We start from the raw sequence: 18,811 nt of genomic DNA, 5'->3' as shown, positions 1-18,811 counted from the left end.
CATGCAAATTTACCATAAAAAATAGCCCTAGCTATAAGCTAGGGCCATCTTTGTTTATAACATAACACCAACGATAATCGCGGATAAAAGACTTACTAATGTCGCACCGTATACAAGTCGTAATCCGAATGATGAAACAACGTTTGATTGGTTTTCATCGATCCCTTTCGTTGCACCTGCAATAATTCCGATAGATGAGAAGTTCGCGAATGATACAAGGAATACAGAAAGAATACCAACTGTACGAGCTGATAAATCACCAGCTACTTTTCCTAGATCAAGCATCGCAACAAACTCGTTTGATACTAATTTTGTTGCCATAATTTGTCCCGCTGTTACCATTTCTGCTTGCGGGATACCCATTACGAATGCTAATGGAGAGAAAATATATCCTAAAATAGCTTGGAATGTAATACCGAACACTGAATCAAACAAGCTATTGATTGCTGTAATTAATGCTACGAAACCAAGTAACATTGCTGCTACCGTAATCGCAATCGTGAAACCAAGCATAATATATTCGCTTAACATTTCAAAGAATGACTGTTTTTTCTTATTTTCTAACTTCAGTGTATCTTCTTCTTCTGTAATATCGTACGGGTTAATAATATGAATGATAATGAAACCACTAAATAAATTTAATACAAGTGCTGTTACTACATATTTTGGTTCAATCATTTTCATATAAGAACCAACGATCGACATCGATACTGTCGACATGGAAGATGCACATAGTGTATATAAACGATGTTTTGGGATTTTACTTAATTGATCTTTTACTGTAATAAATACTTCTGCTTGCCCAACAATTGCGGCCGCTACTGCATTATATGATTCTAATTTTCCTAAACCATTTACTTTACTTAGCAGAGTACCAATAGCACGAATAAATATCGGTAAAATTTTAAAGTGTTGCAGAATTCCGATTAACACTGCAAAGAATACGATTGGTAATAAAGCTGTTAAGAAGAATGAAACCTCTCCTTTATTAACAAGACCACCAAATACGAAAACGATTCCAGATTCCGCATATCCAAGAAGTGCTCCAAATCCATCTGAAATTCCTTTTACTAAAATATAACCAATTGGCGTATTTAATAAGAAATACGTTAACGCTAGCTGAATAACAAGCATAATTGCGATTGGTTTATACTTGATTTTCTTACGATCAGAACTTATAAGAAAGCCGAGTACGAATACAACTAGTAGTCCTACAAGAAACATAACAAACTTCATTAATAAAATCCTCCATTTAACTCTTCATTAACGTTGAACGTCTGACTACTCAAAACAAGGAATAATCCGAACTTTCCATTTCTCCTCCAAAATCTTCAATCGGATATGAAAAACCATAAAATCTCTTGTCTCAAAGCCATTTTCCATTCTAACACAAATTATAACTCACATCCGCACTTTTCTTAAAAAAATACATTTTATTATAAAACACTCATTAATGTTCGTATTTTCCCTCTTCCTTTAGTTTATCAGCATAAAAAAACGAGCATCAAATTTCTCTGATGCTCGTTCCTTTTTATTATACAGCTTTTTCTTTATCTGCTACTGCTGGCTTATCCCAGCACTCTGTATTGTTTAAACCAGGAATAGACTCTGCATAAAAGACTGGATCTTTTCCTTGTTTCTTTTGTTTTACGTAATCTGATAATGCCGCGAAAGCATACTTAGAAAGGAATACAATCGCCACTAAGTTAATAATAGCCATGATACCCATGAATAAATCTGCTAAGTCCCAAACAATTTGAATTGTTGCTACAGAACCTAACATAACCATACCAAGTACCGCGATTCGATAAACATTTAGTAAAACTTTACTTCCATTTAAAAACTCAATATTTGTTTCACCATAGTAGTAGTTACCTACTAATGAACTAAATGCAAACAAGAAGATTGCAACTGCTACAAATATAGATGCCCATGGCCCGATATGCTGACTTAAAGCCTGCTGCGTTAATTGAATTCCGTTTAGATCCGCTGCACCCGGTACATCTGATAAAAGAATGATAAATGCTGTACAACTACAAATTAATAATGTATCTGTAAATACCCCTAAAGTTTGAATGAAACCTTGTTTAACTGGATGTGTTACGTTTGCAGTCGCAGCTGCGTTTGGCGCACTACCCATACCTGCTTCATTTGAGAATAATCCACGTTTTACCCCTAGTAAAATCGCAGCTCCTAATCCCCCGCCCACTACTTCTTTAATTCCGAAAGCATGTAAGAAAATTTCTTTAAATACATATGGAATTGCCGTAATGTTTGTTACAACAACGAATAATGCCACTGCTACATATATAATTGCCATTACTGGAACAATCATTTCAACCGCACGTGCAATACGTTTTACTCCGCCGAAGATAATGATTGCAAGTAAACCAGCCATAAACAGACCTACAAACTTACCATCTGTGTTAAATGCTCCATCAAAAGCCGCCGCTACTGTGTTTGACTGCACGGCGTTGAAAATTAATCCGAAACTAACTGTTATTAGAACAGAGAAGACAACTCCTAGCCAGCGTTTCTTTAAACCCTTTTCCATATAATACGCTGGACCACCACGGAACGCATTCCCATCTTTTACTTTATAAATTTGCGCTAATGTGCTCTCTACAAATGCAGAAGCACCTCCAATTACCGCGATTAACCACATCCAAAATACCGCTCCTGGTCCACCTGCTGAGATTGCGATAGCTACACCAGCTAAGTTACCAGTACCTACACGAGATGCTGTACTCATACAAAATGCTTGGAACGACGACACACCACTTTTTTCTTTTTGCGCTTTTCTTGTCTTTGAACTCGCCCCGTCCCCAAGTAGGCGAATCATTTCTCCGAAGTAACGAATTTGGACAAATTTCACACGAAACGAAAAGTAAAGTCCTAATCCAATTAACATCGCAATAATGATATATGACCAAAGGACATTATTTATATCCCCAATTACATTAGTTAAAAAATCCATACTTGTATTGCCCCCTCTTCCTAACAATAAGAAAATTATATTCTAAAAACTTTTTGTAATCAAGAATTTTCGACAAAAAGATGTTAGGTTTAGTTACATGCTGGTGTTATATTTTATAACATTTCTGTTTTTTAGAAAGTAAAACTATAAATCAATGAGTGCATTTATCCAATTTTTAACCGTTCATTCCCTACAAATGCAAGAAAAATAAGCAAACAAAAACGAGCATCGAATTCATCTCGATGCTCGCCTTTTTATTATACAGCTTTTTCTTTATCCGTTACCGCTGGCTTATCCCAACACTCTGTATTCGTTAAACCAGGAATAGAATCTGCACTGAAGACTGGATCTTTTCCTTGTTTCTTTTGTTTCACATAGTCTGCTAATGCCGCATACGCAAATCGTCCAAGAAGTGTAATCGCAATTAAGTTTGTAATTACCATTAGACCCATAAATAAATCTGCCATATTCCATACGACTTGAAGCGTCGCAACAGAACCGAATAATACCATTCCAACTACCGCAATACGGTAAATTGTTAACCAAGTCTTACTTTGTTTAATGAACTCAATATTCGTTTCACCATAATAATAGTTTCCTAGAAGTGAACTAAATGCAAATAAGAAAATAATAATCGCTAAGAAGCTGCTTGCCCACGAACCGATTTGTGAACTTAACGCCACTTGCGTTAATTCAATACCTTCTAAATTTGTTGCCTTATATGCGCCAGAACATAGTACGATAAACGCTGTTGATGTACATACTAAGAATGTATCCACTAATACTCCAATTGTTTGAATAAATCCTTGTTTCGCTGGATGCGTTACATCAGCTGTTGCAGCCGCGTTTGGCGCACTACCCATACCTGCTTCATTCGCAAATAATCCGCGCTGAATACCAAACTTCATTGCAGCACCAATACCGCCACCTACAGCTGAATCTAAACCGAATGCACCTTTAAAGATTTCTGTAAACATATCCGGTATTAAATAATAATTTTTAATAACAACGAAAATAGCTACTGCAATATAAATAATCGCCATCGGCGGAACAATCATTTCTGACATACGCGCAATACTTTTCACACCGCCAAAAATAATAACCCCAACCAATACCGCAAGTACAATCCCTACAACATAACGCTCAATACCAAATGCATTTTTAAATGCTAATGTAACTGTATTTGCTTGTACGGAGTTGAAAATTAAACCGTAACTAATTGTAATTAGAATAGAGAACCAGATTCCCATCCAACGTTTATTTAAACCTTTTTCCATATAATAAGCAGGACCACCACGGAAGCCACTGCCATCTTTTATTTTATAAATTTGTGCAAGCGTACTTTCCACGAAACTTGAAGACGCTCCGACAATCGCGATAACCCACATCCAAAATACCGCTCCAGGTCCTCCCATAGAAATAGCTAACGCTACACCGGCTAAGTTCCCGATTCCAATACGAGCTGCTGAACTCATACAGAACGCTTGGAAAGAAGATACACTACCTTTTTTACGCGTCTTTCCAGTTAATCCATCACTCATTAGTCGAACCATTTCCCCTAAATGAGTAATTTGTACGAATTTCAATTTAATAGAAAAATAAAGACCTAAACCAATTAACATTGCAATAAGAATATATGACCAAAGAATTGTATTCGTTGATGAAACAAATTGCTCTAAAATATTCATACAATTAACCCCTCCTTTTCTCCATAAAACGAATTATATTTAAAAAACATTTAAAAATCAACATTTTTCGACAATTTGCAATTTCCAAATATTAGCCAAACACGAAGTAACAATATCTTTATGACTCTCCTCCCTCTAACTGTGCATACTAAAACAAAAAGTAAATCTACAAACTACCCCATTGACAAAAACACCAACCTGTAACTATAATGATTACATCAAGTTGTAACAAACCTTATTACAACAAATTCATTTACTTTCAGATATACATTTTAACAAAACACTTTGGAGGGATTTATTATGAAAATCGGAATCATCGGAGCAACTGGTAAAGCAGGAAGTCGTATTTTAAAAGAAGCATTAGATCGCGGACATGAAGTAACTGCAATCGTAAGAAACGCTGCAAAAATTACAGAAGAAAATATAAAAGTTTTAGAGAAAGATGTATTCGCTCTTACATCTAATGACCTACAAGCATTTGATGTAGTTGTAAATGCATTCGGCGCTCCAGCAGGAGAAGAACATCTTCACGTAGATGCAGGAAACGTACTAATTGAAGCTATGAAAGGTGCACCTAACACAAAATTACTTGTAGTTGGCGGCGCTGGAAGCTTATTTGTAGACGAAGAAAAAACAACACGTGTATTCGATACGCCAAGTTTCCCAAATGAATACCTTGCAACAGCTCAAAACCAAGGTAAAAACTTAGAAATTCTGCAACAAACAAACGATATTACCTGGACATTCATCAGCCCTTCTGCACTATTCGCATTAGGAAAACGTACTGGTTCTTATACAGCTGGACAAGACAATCTTCTTGTTAACGCAAAAGGTGATAGCTACGTAAGTTACGAAGACTTCGCAGTTGCAGCACTTGATGAAATCGAAAATCCAAAACATGTAAACGAACGCTTCACAGTAGTTTCTGAAGCTGAATAATAAAAAAGGCTCGTAAAACATTATGTTTTACGAGCCTTTTTTATTATTGTACTTGCTCTAAGCCATTCGGAGTAATCTTGAAGGAAATTTCTTTAAACTTTTTCTTATCCCCTTTTCCAACTAACTCACTATTTTTATACCAACTTAAACGATCTGATTCGGCATGATACACTTTCACTACATCACCATACTCAAATGCCATATTATTTACTTGTTCAGCAAAACTCTTTGAAGTCTCTTGCCCTTCTGCCGTTACATGCTTTTTCTCAGTTCCATTTTGATCATATAACGTAATTCCCATATATAATTCATTGTTAAAGTAACTATGAATTTGTTCATCTGTAGACGTTACATGTAGTTTCTTATCACCATGATTTAACGTTACAATAGAACGAACAACATCACTAAGCCCTTGATATACAATGCTATCTCCATACGTTACTGTTAGAGGTACTTCCGTCACTTGCTTATTTCCGAAACGATCTTTCGTTTCTACTTTCACTTTTTGTTCACCGATTTTTGTTGTATTCAGCTTCTCTACAAAACCTACTACTTCTCCATCTTTCACTTGAACGAAGTCTTTTGCATTTAATTTTTCAGTATCTGTTCCAATTACTACTTTTTGTGGTTTTGCCGTTACTTCTTGTTGAGCTTCCACTCTCTCGAAACCTTGCTCTGTCACTTTAAAGATCACCTCATGAACACCATACTGCGTATCTACTAGCTCATTCTTTTTATACACTTTAAATCTATCAAACTCTTTTTGATATACCTTTACCATATCCCCATATTCAAATGTCATTCCATTGAATTGTTCCGCGAATCCTTTTGTGTTTTCAGATCCCTTTACTGATACTTCTTTCTTTGCTTTTCCATCTTTATCATATACAGTCATTCCCATATATTTTTGGTCTTTAAATGACGTATGCGCCGAACCTTCTGCACCAGTTGTACTAAATTTCTTTTCTTCATGATTTAATGTTACAACTGACTTTATATTACTTCCGCCATAACTTGTACCGAAGAACATAATACTATCTCCGTAAATCACTTCTACAGGAACTTCTGTCACTTTCTTATTCCCAAAACGATCTTTCGTTTCTACTTTCACTGTTTGTTTACCGATTTTTGTTGTAATTGGTTTTTCTACAAATCCAATTACTTCTCCATCTTTTACTTGAACAAAGTCTTTTGCATTTAATTTTTCAACTTCTGTTCCAATTACTACTTTTTGCGGATTTGCTTGTACTGTTTGCTCAGCTTCCGATCTTTCAAATCCGTTTTCAGTAATTTTGAAGACTAGTTCCTTTATCTCTTTATTTTTCCCTTCTCCCACATATACACCTTTTTGATACCAGTGTAAGCGTGAAGATTCAGCATGATATACTTTCACCACATCTCCATATTCAAACGCTAGTCCGTTTACTTCCTTAGCAAAAGCTTCTGTACTCTCCAGGCCTTTTATCTCTATATTTTTCTTCTCTTTTCCCTCTCTGTTGTACAGAGTGAATGCAAAATACTTCTCATCTCCAAAATAATCATGAATCAAATTACTCGTATCCGTCGCACTCATTTTTTTCGTATCATGATGTAACGTTACAACTGACTTCAGGTCCCCACTACTATATTTCAATCCATATACAAGTAGGCTATCTCCATACGTTACTGTTAGAGGAACTTCCGTCACTTTCTTATTTCCAAAACGATCTTTCGTTTCCAGCTTTACTTTTTGTTCACCGATTTTTGTTGTATTCGGCTTTTCTACAAACCCAATTACTTCTCCATCTTTCACTTCAACAAAGTTTTTCGCATCTAGTTTTTCCACTTCTGTTCCGACTACTACTGTTTGTGGTTTTGCCGTCACTTCTTGCTGGGCTTCCATTCTCTCAAAGCCCTTTTCTGTTACTTTAAATAATAATTCTTTCTCTACCTTTGCCTTACCTTGGCCGATAAAGTCATTATTTTGATACCAATTAAAGCGATCTGATTCTGCGTGATACACTTTAACAACATCTCCGTACTCGAACTCTAACCCATTAATCGATTTTGCAAATTCTTCCGCATTTTCAACACCTTTTACAGTTGCTTTCTTTTTCTCATTTCCATTTGGATCTAGTAATGTGAATTCAAAATACGCATCTTCTTTAAAATAATAGTGCACTGGATTTGAATCAGCTGTCGCACTAAACTTTTTCTGATCATGTTGCAGTGTTACAATCGATTTAATATCAGTACTATAATTGAGCCCTTTGAATACTAAGCTATCACCATAACCAACATTTACTACAACAGGGATTAAATTTTTATTTCCTTTTTCATCTATAATTTCTACTTTTATAGTTTTTTCTCCAACTTCAGGCTTATCTTGCATAATCACACCTGTTGTTTTTACACCTTTTCCTAAATTCTGTACAAGTTCTTTTGCTTTTTTCTCATCATATGTAGTACCGATTGCTACATTTTGTATTTTTTTATTATTTGGCTCGCCATATGGAATTTCATATAACTCAGTTTGTTTTTCACGAATTGGATTGCTATCTGTAGATAACCAAATTTCCTTTTCTAATTTTGGTAAATTTAATTTTTCAATCTTCTCTCTAGTATCATCATTTGGAATGAATCCCCATTTATCAAAGAAAGGGATTAAATTTTGCCCAGCCACTTTTGACGTCATATAAATAAACATCTGCTTTTTCTCTTCATCAGATTTAGGCATTTCTATATCATGTAACACACGATACATTTGATGTAATTTCGGGTAAAATTGATCCCCGTAAGCTAAATGTAACTGCCAAAACATAACTAATTTCTCAAATACATTCATCTTCTCTTGTGCATCCGGTTTACCTAAATAAGCAAATGCAGCTTCATAGCGCCCTTCTTGCTCTAACCTTGTTTTATGCCCCAATGTAGTTTGAACTGCTAAAGAATAAATATTAACGGTTACTTCTCCAAGCCCCTCCCATAACCAAGTGTTCTGTTGATGTTGATGTCCCACTTCATGCCAAGGTCCCCATCCATCATTAGTTAACTCTTCTAGATTTAGTACTGACTCTAAATTCCCTTTGCTATAAGCTGTTCGATAATAAGTCGCATACATATAATTGTCCGTATACCAGTCTTCAACAAAATGAATAGAATGTTTGCCTTGATTCGCAACACCCACACCATCTTTTGATAAACCTGATATTTTATGTTCTATATTAATTATTTCATCGTGTTTTTTTAATAAGGCAGCTGGATCTTCTTGCTTCAAATGTTCCGCCACAGTTTCAGGATGCATAGTTAATAAACTATTTTCTCCCTTCATTTCTATTGCATATGGATCAGGATTCTCTGCCAACATACGTTTCCAATCTTCTGTCGTATGTTTACCTAAAATAAATAAAGGATTTGGTGTACCACCTTTTTTCACTTTAGCAACTACTTCTCCTGTGTTGTGATAATTATAAAAGTATAATAGCCCTCCATTCGGAGAAGAAATTCTATTCTCACCAGGATTTAAATTGAATTGTTTAGGTTCTTCTTTTTCATAAGAATATGTGCCAATATAAGCTTTAATCTGTTGATTCCCGTCTACTTGAATAACTACTTCTTCACCTGGCTTTACATAAATGCCAGTTGGTTCATAGGGAGAAAAACTCATTCGACGCTGATGCAACTCACGTATCTCTTCTACATCACCTTTTGGCAGCAATTGATACACTCGCTCTTCTTGCTGTTTCTCCTTATCTTCAATCGTCATCTCTGCATATACCTTAGGCACTTCAAGACCATACGGAGTTAATAACGTAGCTAAACAAACTCCAGCTACTAATACCCTACTCTTTTTCTTCTTTGACATAATCTGTGTCTCCTATTCCTTTTTTTAGACAAACTACTCTATACATTCATTTAATTGAAAATCCTATTATTTTTATAAAACCATTTAATAAATAGACTAACACCTCGCGCACCTGTATCCATTACTACCGTATTTCTCTCAATGTATTCGATTTCTTACATTATAAAATTTTTATGTATTGTTTCTTCATCACTTCTTTCTACTTGTGATGAGTTCTCTTGCTACATAAAAAAAGAGAATAGTAAAAGACACCTTTCAGTCCTGTCATCTATACATCTAAAAATGTGAAAAACAATAGAAACTTACATTTTCTTCATATATGACCATCTATAGGTAGTTTTTCCAACTGAATTTTACACGCTTTCTATTTTGTTTGATAGCCTTTTCAATCAGAATGATGTTACAATTTTGTGAATACAATCCATTAATTGTAACGTTTAGATTTTGTTGTATTTCATTATTTTCAAATATCTTTCCAAACGTAAAAACAGTGTTTTATTTGGTCTATAATTATTTCGACATAACTTTAAATTTCATATATAAAAAGCATTGGTTACCACCAATGCTTTTTATCCTTACCTTTTATTTTGATTCGGTTTATGCGGTTCATTTGGTGTATAGGGTTTATTTGGTTTATTATCATGACCATTTGCTTTCTTCCAACTTACCGCTAACTCTGGGCTCGTTTTTTCTTCACTACGCTCAAGTAATACAACTGCATTTTGAATAGTCGGTGTCCCTTTATGTGCAATCCCTTGTAACTTTGTTAAATTCCCTGATACTTTAAAGCTAAATCCACCCGATGGTGTTTGTTTCGGAATTAAAATGCGGAATTTTTCTCCTACATTAAATTCTGTTTTTCCCTCGCCTTTTTCATTTACGAACTTTGCGCCTTCTGGTGCACCTGTTGCTTGCACTTTATACGTTCCACTTTTTGCATTTGTTTGCACTGTGTATAAACCTGTTTCAAAAAACTCATTTTTTAATACTGCCTCTTGTTCTTCTGATGGAACTACACTCATCGTAATTTCTTGTAGTTCCTCACTAGCGCTTGCTTTTGCAACAATGTCTTTCGTTACCTTTTCTACATTTTTATTACGGAAATCTAAATCATTAATATCGATTTGTTTTAACGCATTCCATACTGCAAGCTGCGTTGCGTAATGCGCTTCTCTCCAATCAGAAACCCCTAATTCTTGTGGACTCTTTTGTGGATACCCATTCAATAGTACGCGGTACACGTTAATATCCACTTTCCCCATTTCCGGTAAATCTTGACCGCCCGGAGATTTCAAATCTACATTTAAGCAAAAGGCAATTTTTCCATCTGCCGTTTTAATAAGCTCTGTTCGAATTGGTTTTTTCTTTGACTTACTATAACTCCAATCCATTTGATACTTTGTATGGTCCATAACTTCTGCAAATGCTTTTTGAAGTGGGAATAACACAAATAAAATACTTAAAAACATAACTAAAAGTTTGAACGATTGCTTTAGATTCATGTTTACAGCCCCTTAATAACAAACTTAATACTAAGTAGTATTTAATTAGAAAATATTTTTATGCACAAAAAAAGAGTGCATAAAAGCACTCTTTTTCTTTCTTACTTTAATCTTAGAAATCGAAGTTATCAGGATCTGGACCAACGCGGTGATTTTGGTTTAATGCATCGATTTTTTCCATGTCTTCTTTAGTCAATTCAAAGTTAAATACATCAGCATTTGCAATAATGCGGTGTTCTTTCGTTGATTTTGGAATTGTGATCACTCCATTTTGTAGATCCCAACGTAAAATAACTTGTGCTGTTGTTTTACCGTGTTTCTCAGCAATTGCTTGTAATGTTTCATTATCTAATAATTGACCTTGCATAAGTGGTGACCATGCTTCCATTTGAATACCTTGTTCTTTACAGAAAGCTTGTAATTCTTTTTGTGTTAAACGAGGGTGGTACTCTACTTGGTTGATCATCGGTTTAATTTCTGCATCTTTCATCACATCTTGCAAGTGATGGATTTGGAAATTACTTACACCAATTGCACGTACGCGATCTTCTTTATAAAGTGTTTCTAACGCTCTCCAAGAATCTTTATATTTTCCTTCTACAGGCCAGTGAACAAGATATAGGTCTAAATAATCTAGTTCTAATTTTTTTAAGCTCTCTTCATATGCAGCAATTGTTGCTTCATATCCTTGATCTGCATTCCACACTTTTGAAGTGATGAATAAATCTTCTCTTGAAATACCAGCTGCTTCGATACCTGCACGGATTCCTTCACCTACTGCTTTTTCATTTCCATAAATCGCAGCTGTATCGATGCTGCGGTATCCTGCTTTAATCGCCGATTTTACAGCTTCTACAAGTTCTGGTCCTTCTTCTACTTTAAATACACCTAAACCGAACCAAGGCATTTCTACACCGTTATGCAATGTTGTTTTACTTTGTAAATTTTTCATTTTATTTTCTCTCCTTTATTTTGCTTGATCTCTTTTTTCTAATGTCATACTCCACGCTGTTAAAATAACAGCACCTACTACCATAATGCCACCTACCCAAGCAGTATGGATTAACCCTAACGAGTTCGTTACAAGACCACCTATATAAGAACCGAGAGCAATCCCTGCGTTAAATGCGGCAATATTAATTGCTGAAGCAACATCAACCGCACTTGGAACAAAGCGCTCAGCCAATATAACGACATATACTTGTAGCCCTGGAACATTCATAAATGCGAATAATCCCATGAAAATAATTGTGATTAATCCAGCTACTTTAAATGGTGCCGTAAATGTTAAAACAAATAATATAATCGCTTGAATAAAGAACATGTAAAATAGCGCTCGAATCGGATTATGATTCGATAATTTTCCGCCGACCATATTCCCTATCGCAATTGCGATTCCATACACTAATAAAATGATGGTAACAGTACTTGCTTCAAATCCTGTTACTTCTTGTAATAGCGGTGATAAATACGTAAATGTTACGAATGTTCCGCCGTATCCAAGTGCAGTAATAATGAAAACAAGTAACAGTCTTCCATTCTTAATTAGTTTGAACTGATCACGAAATGATACAGGTACACCATTTTTTAAATTAGATGGGACTAATATACTGTTTGCGATGAAAGCAATAATTCCAATTACCACAATCACCATAAACGACGCCCTCCAGCCAAACTCTTGACCAATAAATGTTCCAATTGGCACACCTGTAATAGTCGCGACTGTTAATCCCGTAAACATAATGGCAATGGCGCTAGCACGTTTATTCTCTGGTACGATTGCAGCCGCAATTGTAGATCCTATCGACATAAACACACCATGCGCAAACGCAGATACAATCCTTGCGATAATTAGTACAGTGAAGCTTGTTGCTACTGCCGCAATGCCATTACCAATAATGAAAATGACCATAATCCACATTAATAATGACTTTCGCGACATACTAGCGGTTAACGCTGTTAAAACAGGAGCTCCTACTGCTGCGCCTAACGCATATAGGGAAACAGTTAAACCAGCTGTTGTAACCGAAACATTTAAATCCTTCGAAATAGATGGTAATAAACCGACACTAATAAACTCGGTTGTACCAATTCCAAATGCACTAATTGCTAGTGCTAATAAAGCAAACATACTTCTTCGATTCGTCTGAACTTCTGAAGATGATACTGTATATGAACTCAATTGAATTCCTCCTTATTACAAGAAATCCAATCATAATAGTGCGATAAAAAGGCCCTTTTATCTTCTAAAAAATATATTTAATCTCTACAAATGCTATTATGAATGGTTTCATTCTTTTTTGAAAGAACGCACTTTTAAGTACGATAGGCACCAAAAAGTAACATAGTAACCTTTTCGTGCCGTACTACTCACTTGCCTCTTACATGTGCTATTATGAAACATATTTAACATAATAAAAAGTACGTACTTTAAAGTGCTATAGGTACTAAAAAGTAACATTTATATTATTTAGCTTACTTTGCTCACAAAAGGAGGTTTTCATATGAAGAAATACAATATTCCTGTAGAGGCGACTTTAGAGGTTATCGGCGGAAAATGGAAAGTTGTTATTCTTTGTCACTTAACGAAAGGTACAAGGAGAACGAGTGAACTAAAACGTTTAATGCCTGGTATTACACAAAAGATGTTAACACAGCAATTACGTGAATTAGAAGACGACGGCGTTATTCAAAGAAAGGTATACAATCAAGTCCCACCAAAAGTAGAATATTCTCTTACCGACTACGGTTGGTCTTTAGAATCGATTCTTGACTCTCTTTGTACTTGGGGCGAATGCCACCTTGAAAAAAGCGGTAACACATCAATGCTAATTACAGAAGGTGAACAATAAAAAAAGGAAAAAATGAACATAAATTTGTCCATTTCCTCCTTTTTTTCTTTATATATATGTACATTTTTAAGATAGATAAAATAATTTATGCGCTTTCATGCCTTGTCAGTACTAGGTTACAGAATCAATATCAAATAATTAGGAATCATTTTTATGTTAACATACGTGTATATAGTATATAATATAGGATATATATTATATACACTTTCCGATAAGGGAACTTTCCATTATGCGGACAAGCCATGTATCGGACAGTTCATAAATAATAGGTAGGACATTATGGTTTTGGATTTATGATTTCAGCTTACTTGCTGTCATAAATTTAAAGGCATTTTATTGTGCTTTGTGAAACTTTGTATAAAGTTTCATAAGCGTTTACTATCTTACCTATAAAAAATAAGAGTATTGCTATCGTAAAGGAGAATTGGAGATGCCAGAAACTATGACTCAAACAAAGCCAGAACAAGAAACTGTACAAATTTCTGCTAGCCAAGAACAACTTGATGTACTTGATCAGTTGTTAAAACCTGAGGTACAAGAATCATTAACAACACTAGTAGAACAGCTTCCAAAATTAACTGAGCTTGTTAACATTTTAACTAAGTCTTATGACTTCGCTCAAACTGTTGCTACTGATGAAGTATTAAAAAGCGACACTGTTAGTGCAATCACAGAGCTTGTAGAACCTGTAAAAGATACAGTGAAAAGCATGGCTGCAACTGCTATCGAAGCGAAAGATCGTGCTGATGAAAGCAACGAAGTTATCGGCCTGTTCGGTCTATTAAAATTACTAAAAGACCCACAAGCACAAAAAATGTTCCGCTTTGTGAACGCATACCTTCAAATTAGTGCAGAACGTAACAATAAATAATTTAACTTATAACAACAATTAGTAAAGACGGGGGATATCATACTATGTCAAAACAAATTGTCATCTTAGGCGCTGGTTATGGCGGTCTTCTTGCCGCTTTAAACGTACGTAAATATTACAGCAAATCAGAAGCACAAGTTACAGTGATTAACCAATACCCAACGCACCAAATCATCACTGAACTACACCGCCTTGCAGCTGGTAACGTTGCTGAGCAAGCAATTGCAATGCCACTTACAAAGCTTTTCAAAGGTAAAGACATCGATCTTAAAATTGCAACAGTTGAGTCATTCTCAGTTGATAGCAAAGAAATCAAACTAGCTGGTGGCACTACGCTATCTTACGATGCACTTGTAGTTGCTTTAGGAAGTAAAACTGCTTACTTCGGTATTCCAGGACTAGAAGAAAACAGCATGGTATTAAAATCTGCTGCTGATGCAAACAAAATCTACAAACACGTTGAAGACCGTATTCGTGAATACGCTAAAACGAAAAACGAAGCTGATGCTACAATCGTAATCGGTGGTGGCGGATTAACTGGCGTTGAGCTAGTTGGTGAGCTTGCTGACATTATGCCTAAACTTGCAAAAAGCCACGGCGTAAATCCAAAAGAAGTTAAACTTCTTCTTGTTGAAGCAGGTCCAAAAATCCTTCCAGTATTACCAGACCACTTAATCGAACGTGCAACTGCTAGCTTAGAAGCACGCGGTGTTACATTCTTAACAGGTCTTCCTGTAACAAACGTTGCTGGTAATGAAATCGACTTAAAAGACGGTCAAAAAATCGTTGCTAACACATTCGTTTGGACAGGCGGCGTACAAGGTAACCCATTAATTGGTGAATCAGGTCTTGAAGTAAACCGCGGTCGTGCAACTGTTGATGCACATCTACAATCTACTTCTCACAAAGACGTATTCGTTGCTGGAGACAGCGCTGTTGTCTTCTCTCCAGACGGTCGTCCATACCCACCAACTGCACAAATTGCTTGGCAAATGGGTGAGTTAATTGGATACAACTTATACGCAGCACTAGAAGGCAAAGCATTCGAAGAGTTCGCACCTATCAACTCTGGAACACTTGCTAGTCTAGGACGTAAAGATGCTGTTGCTACAATCGGAGCAAGCAATACTCCGCTTAAAGGTTTACCAGCATCATTAATGAAAGAAGCAAGTAACGTTCGTTACTTATCACACATTAAAGGTCTATTCAGCTTAGCATACTAATCTGAATATAAGCCCGAATCATGCCCTGCATGGTTCGGGCTATTTTTATCCCGCTATTTGCGGGCTGATAATCAGCGGGGATGAACAAACCCCCCCACTGATTAAAGTTTCACTTTATCCGTAATTTTCTCTAACTTATTTATTCGGCAAAAGAACAATATAACCTCTTTAATTATCAAAATATACTGACTTTTTTATGTCGAAATTGTGTACATGAAAAGAGCGGAAGTAAATATCTTCCCTACTTCCGCTCTTTCACAAGAACTATTCTCCTAATTCCACTAAGCTGTAGTTCTTCTTCCCTTTACGAATAATGATGAATCGTCCATCAAATGAATTTTCTACAGTAACATCCCTACTGACATCCGTTACTTTTTCACCATTCATAGATATAGCTCCATTATTAATATCTTCACGCGCTTGACGTCTAGAAGGTTCAATTCCTAAATCAACTAGCCACTCTACGATATTTTTCGTCTCTTTTGAAGATTGGAATGTCGGCATCTCTTTAAAGCCTTGTTCAATTTCATCAGCTGTTAACGACTTAATATCTCCGCTAAATAACGCTGCTGTAATTTTCACTGCCTGTAAAAATGCTTCTTCTCCATGAACGAATTTCGTCATTTCTTCCGCTAATACTTTTTGTGCTTCACGTTTATGAGGCTCTGTTTCTACCTTCGCTGCTAATTCATCAATTCGCTCTTTCGTTAAGAACGTAAAGTATTTCAAGTATTTAATTACATCACGGTCATCTGTATTCACCCAGAACTGGTAAAATTCAAACGGTGTTGTCTTTTCCGGATCAAGCCAAATAGCACCACCTGCTGATTTACCAAACTTCGTACCATCTGATTTTAATAATAATGGAATCGTTAATCCGAATACTTTCGCTTCATGACCTTCTAACTTACGAATTAAATCTAAACCACTCGTAATATTTCCCCATTGATCACTACCACCAATTTGCAATTGAACATCTTCTTTTGTGTATAAATGATGAAAATCCATCGCTTGCAAGATTTGGTACGTGAATTCTGTGAAAGAAATCCCTGTATCTAAACGACTTGCGACAATATCTTTCGCTAACATGCTATTTATGCTAAAGTTTTTTCCGTAATCACGTAAAAACTCAATAATGTTTATTTTATGTGTCCAGTCATAGTTATTTACCATCTTCACTTCGCTATTCCCGCCAAAGTCAAATAGCTTTTTCATTTGCGCTGTTAACGCATCTACATTATGCTGCACCACTTCTAAAGTTTGCAGTTGACGCTCTGATTGACGACCACTTGGATCACCAATTGTTCCTGTTGCTCCCCCAATTAAAATAACGGGATGATGGCCAGCTAATTGAAATCTTTTCATCATCATGAACGGAATCAAATGTCCGATATGCATACTATCACCAGTCGGATCAACTCCGCAGTATAGTGAAATCTTTTTCTCTTCTACTAACTTACGTAAACCTTCTTCATCAGTATGCTGATTCACAGCACCGCGCCATTCTAATTCATCAATAATATTCATCTTTTGTCATCCCCTTTATTTTTTTGAAAACAAAAAAGCCCCTATGTCTACAATAGACATAGGGACGATTATTCACCGTGTTACCACCCAGTTTGCATAAATAGCATAGCTATTCATACCACTCTTAGCAATAATATCGATTGCTAGTCCGCTTAGCGTTACCTAAGATACTCCAGAGTGTAATTCACAAGTTTGTTTGTGCTAGGTTCCAGCAACCCCTAGCTCTCTTTAATAACAGTGACAAACTGCTACTGGGCTCTTTCAACGTATATTTTATTTGTTAAATTATTAGCCATTATATTGAATCAAAGTCAAATTGTCAACAATACCCAAATGTTATTTCGAAATAATTCATACTTTTATACGTTTTTTATTCAAAGATTACTGTAGATTTTCTCCAATAATCCTTACTTCTCTCTCTAATTTCACACCGAATTTTTCTTCAACTGTCTTTTGTACAAAATGAATTAAATCGATATAATCTTGTGCAGTTCCGTTATCAACATTCACCATAAATCCAGCGTGTTTTAAAGAAACTTCAACTCCGCCAATTCGCTTACCTTGCAGTCCTGATTCTTGAATAAGCCTACCCGCGAAATTATTTGGTGGACGCTTAAATACACTGCCACATGAAGGATACTCTAAAGGTTGTTTTGACTCACGTTTAAACGTTAAATCATCCATTTTTTCTTTAATTTCTTCACGCACACCTTCTTCAAGCTCAAATCTCGCTTCAAGAATAATGTAATGGTTGTTCGCAAATACACTCTTACGATATCCAAATTCAAATGCTTCTTTCGTTAAAGTACGTAGCTCTCCATCACCTGTCATTACGACAGCTTCTGTTAATACAAACGATACTTCACCGCCGTAAGCACCAGCATTCATATATAACGCTCCGCCAACTGAACCTGGGATACCACAAGCAAACTCAAGACCCGTTAAATTATGATCTAATGCAATACGTGATACATCAATAATTGCTGCACCACACTGTGCTACAATCGTCGTTCCTGTTACAGTAACACCTGTAATATGAATTAAACTTACTGTGATTCCACGAAGACCACCGTCTTTAATAATAACATTCGATCCGTTTCCTAAAAACGTAACTGGAATATTGTATTGATTCGCATACTTTATAACTTCTTGAATTTCATCATAATTCGTAGGAGAAACGAACACATCCGCTTTCCCGCCCACTTTAATATGCGTATGATTCTTTAACATTTCATCTTGCTTCACATGACCTTCAGGCAATACTGTACTTAAATATTTATAAACCTCGTGCATATTCATTTTACAATTCCTCTATTTCTATAATCTTTTTATCCCGCTATATACGGGTCCATAATATCCCCACGTAAAAATGCATTACAGAACAACAG

Annotated in this window: 13 protein-coding genes and 1 other annotated feature; of the genes, 4 read left to right on the top strand and 9 right to left on the bottom strand. The window is 35.7% G+C overall.

The annotated features are described in order from the left end of the window. Nucleotides 1-54: 54 nt before the first annotated feature. The 3 genes from MR066_RS15970 to MR066_RS15960 all read right to left on the bottom strand — a co-directional run bounded on the left by MR066_RS15970 (nucleotide 55) and on the right by MR066_RS15960 (nucleotide 4,665). On the bottom strand, nucleotides 55-1,236 hold the full coding sequence (locus MR066_RS15970; RefSeq protein WP_016121020.1) for a NupC/NupG family nucleoside CNT transporter: 1,182 nt from the start codon (nucleotides 1,234-1,236) through the stop codon (nucleotides 55-57). A 298-nt stretch (nucleotides 1,237-1,534) separates the two neighbouring features. Continuing rightward, nucleotides 1,535-2,977 (bottom strand): alanine/glycine:cation symporter family protein, encoded by a 1,443-nt coding sequence (locus tag MR066_RS15965; RefSeq protein WP_016093527.1) that lies wholly within the window; start codon nucleotides 2,975-2,977, stop codon nucleotides 1,535-1,537. Between the two features lie 257 nt (nucleotides 2,978-3,234). Then, a complete protein-coding gene (locus MR066_RS15960; protein ID WP_242247702.1) occupies nucleotides 3,235-4,665 on the bottom strand; it encodes an alanine/glycine:cation symporter family protein in 1,431 nt (476 codons plus the stop codon). 300 nt (nucleotides 4,666-4,965) lie between these two features. Between MR066_RS15960 and MR066_RS15955 the strand changes: the two genes are divergently transcribed. Further along, nucleotides 4,966-5,604, top strand: a complete 639-nt coding sequence (locus MR066_RS15955) for an NAD(P)-dependent oxidoreductase (RefSeq protein ID WP_242247701.1) — start codon at nucleotides 4,966-4,968, stop codon at nucleotides 5,602-5,604. Nucleotides 5,605-5,647: 43 nt separating this feature from the next. On the opposite strand, the gene MR066_RS15950 is transcribed toward MR066_RS15955, so the two are convergent. From MR066_RS15950 to MR066_RS15935, 4 genes are all read right to left on the bottom strand, one after another. Next, nucleotides 5,648-9,448, bottom strand: coding sequence for a putative mucin/carbohydrate-binding domain-containing protein (locus MR066_RS15950; protein WP_242247699.1), 3,801 nt, complete (start codon nucleotides 9,446-9,448; stop codon nucleotides 5,648-5,650). A 575-nt stretch (nucleotides 9,449-10,023) separates the two neighbouring features. After that, complete coding sequence (locus MR066_RS15945; RefSeq protein WP_242247695.1) at nucleotides 10,024-10,950, bottom strand: thioester domain-containing protein; 927 nt, start codon at nucleotides 10,948-10,950, stop codon at nucleotides 10,024-10,026. A gap of 112 nt (nucleotides 10,951-11,062) precedes the next feature. Beyond that, entirely contained in the window at nucleotides 11,063-11,902 is an 840-nt protein-coding gene (locus MR066_RS15940; RefSeq protein ID WP_242247694.1) for an aldo/keto reductase, read from the bottom strand. Nucleotides 11,903-11,917: 15 nt separating this feature from the next. After that, nucleotides 11,918-13,081 (bottom strand): MFS transporter, encoded by a 1,164-nt coding sequence (locus tag MR066_RS15935; protein ID WP_199777136.1) that lies wholly within the window; start codon nucleotides 13,079-13,081, stop codon nucleotides 11,918-11,920. A 373-nt stretch (nucleotides 13,082-13,454) separates the two neighbouring features. Between MR066_RS15935 and MR066_RS15930 the strand changes: the two genes are divergently transcribed. From MR066_RS15930 to MR066_RS15920, 3 genes are all read left to right on the top strand, one after another. Next, nucleotides 13,455-13,802: a winged helix-turn-helix transcriptional regulator gene (locus MR066_RS15930; protein ID WP_242247692.1), complete on the top strand. Its 348-nt coding sequence runs from the start codon at nucleotides 13,455-13,457 to the stop codon at nucleotides 13,800-13,802. Between the two features lie 430 nt (nucleotides 13,803-14,232). Continuing rightward, nucleotides 14,233-14,673, top strand: coding sequence for a DUF1641 domain-containing protein (locus MR066_RS15925; RefSeq protein ID WP_002089494.1), 441 nt, complete (start codon nucleotides 14,233-14,235; stop codon nucleotides 14,671-14,673). 44 nt (nucleotides 14,674-14,717) lie between these two features. Continuing rightward, nucleotides 14,718-15,896 (top strand): NAD(P)/FAD-dependent oxidoreductase, encoded by a 1,179-nt coding sequence (locus tag MR066_RS15920; RefSeq protein WP_002016002.1) that lies wholly within the window; start codon nucleotides 14,718-14,720, stop codon nucleotides 15,894-15,896. Between the two features lie 264 nt (nucleotides 15,897-16,160). Here MR066_RS15920 and tyrS read toward each other — a convergent pair whose 3' ends face one another. Together tyrS and murB are read right to left on the bottom strand one after the other, a co-directional pair. Further along, nucleotides 16,161-17,423 (bottom strand): tyrosine--tRNA ligase, encoded by a 1,263-nt coding sequence (tyrS, locus tag MR066_RS15915; protein ID WP_242247690.1) that lies wholly within the window; start codon nucleotides 17,421-17,423, stop codon nucleotides 16,161-16,163. Nucleotides 17,424-17,480: 57 nt separating this feature from the next. Next, nucleotides 17,481-17,697, bottom strand: a binding site (T-box leader). Between the two features lie 107 nt (nucleotides 17,698-17,804). After that, nucleotides 17,805-18,722 carry a UDP-N-acetylmuramate dehydrogenase gene (gene murB, locus MR066_RS15910; protein WP_242247685.1) on the bottom strand — a complete coding sequence of 306 codons (918 nt, stop codon included), beginning with the start codon at nucleotides 18,720-18,722 and terminating at the stop codon, nucleotides 17,805-17,807. Nucleotides 18,723-18,811: the final 89 nt, after the last annotated feature.

The sequence above is a fragment of the Bacillus cereus group sp. BfR-BA-01523 genome (assembly GCF_022662615.1).
Classification (GTDB): Bacteria; Bacillota; Bacilli; order Bacillales; family Bacillaceae_G; genus Bacillus_A; species Bacillus_A mycoides.
This window is presented reverse-complemented; position numbering and strand designations above follow the sequence as displayed.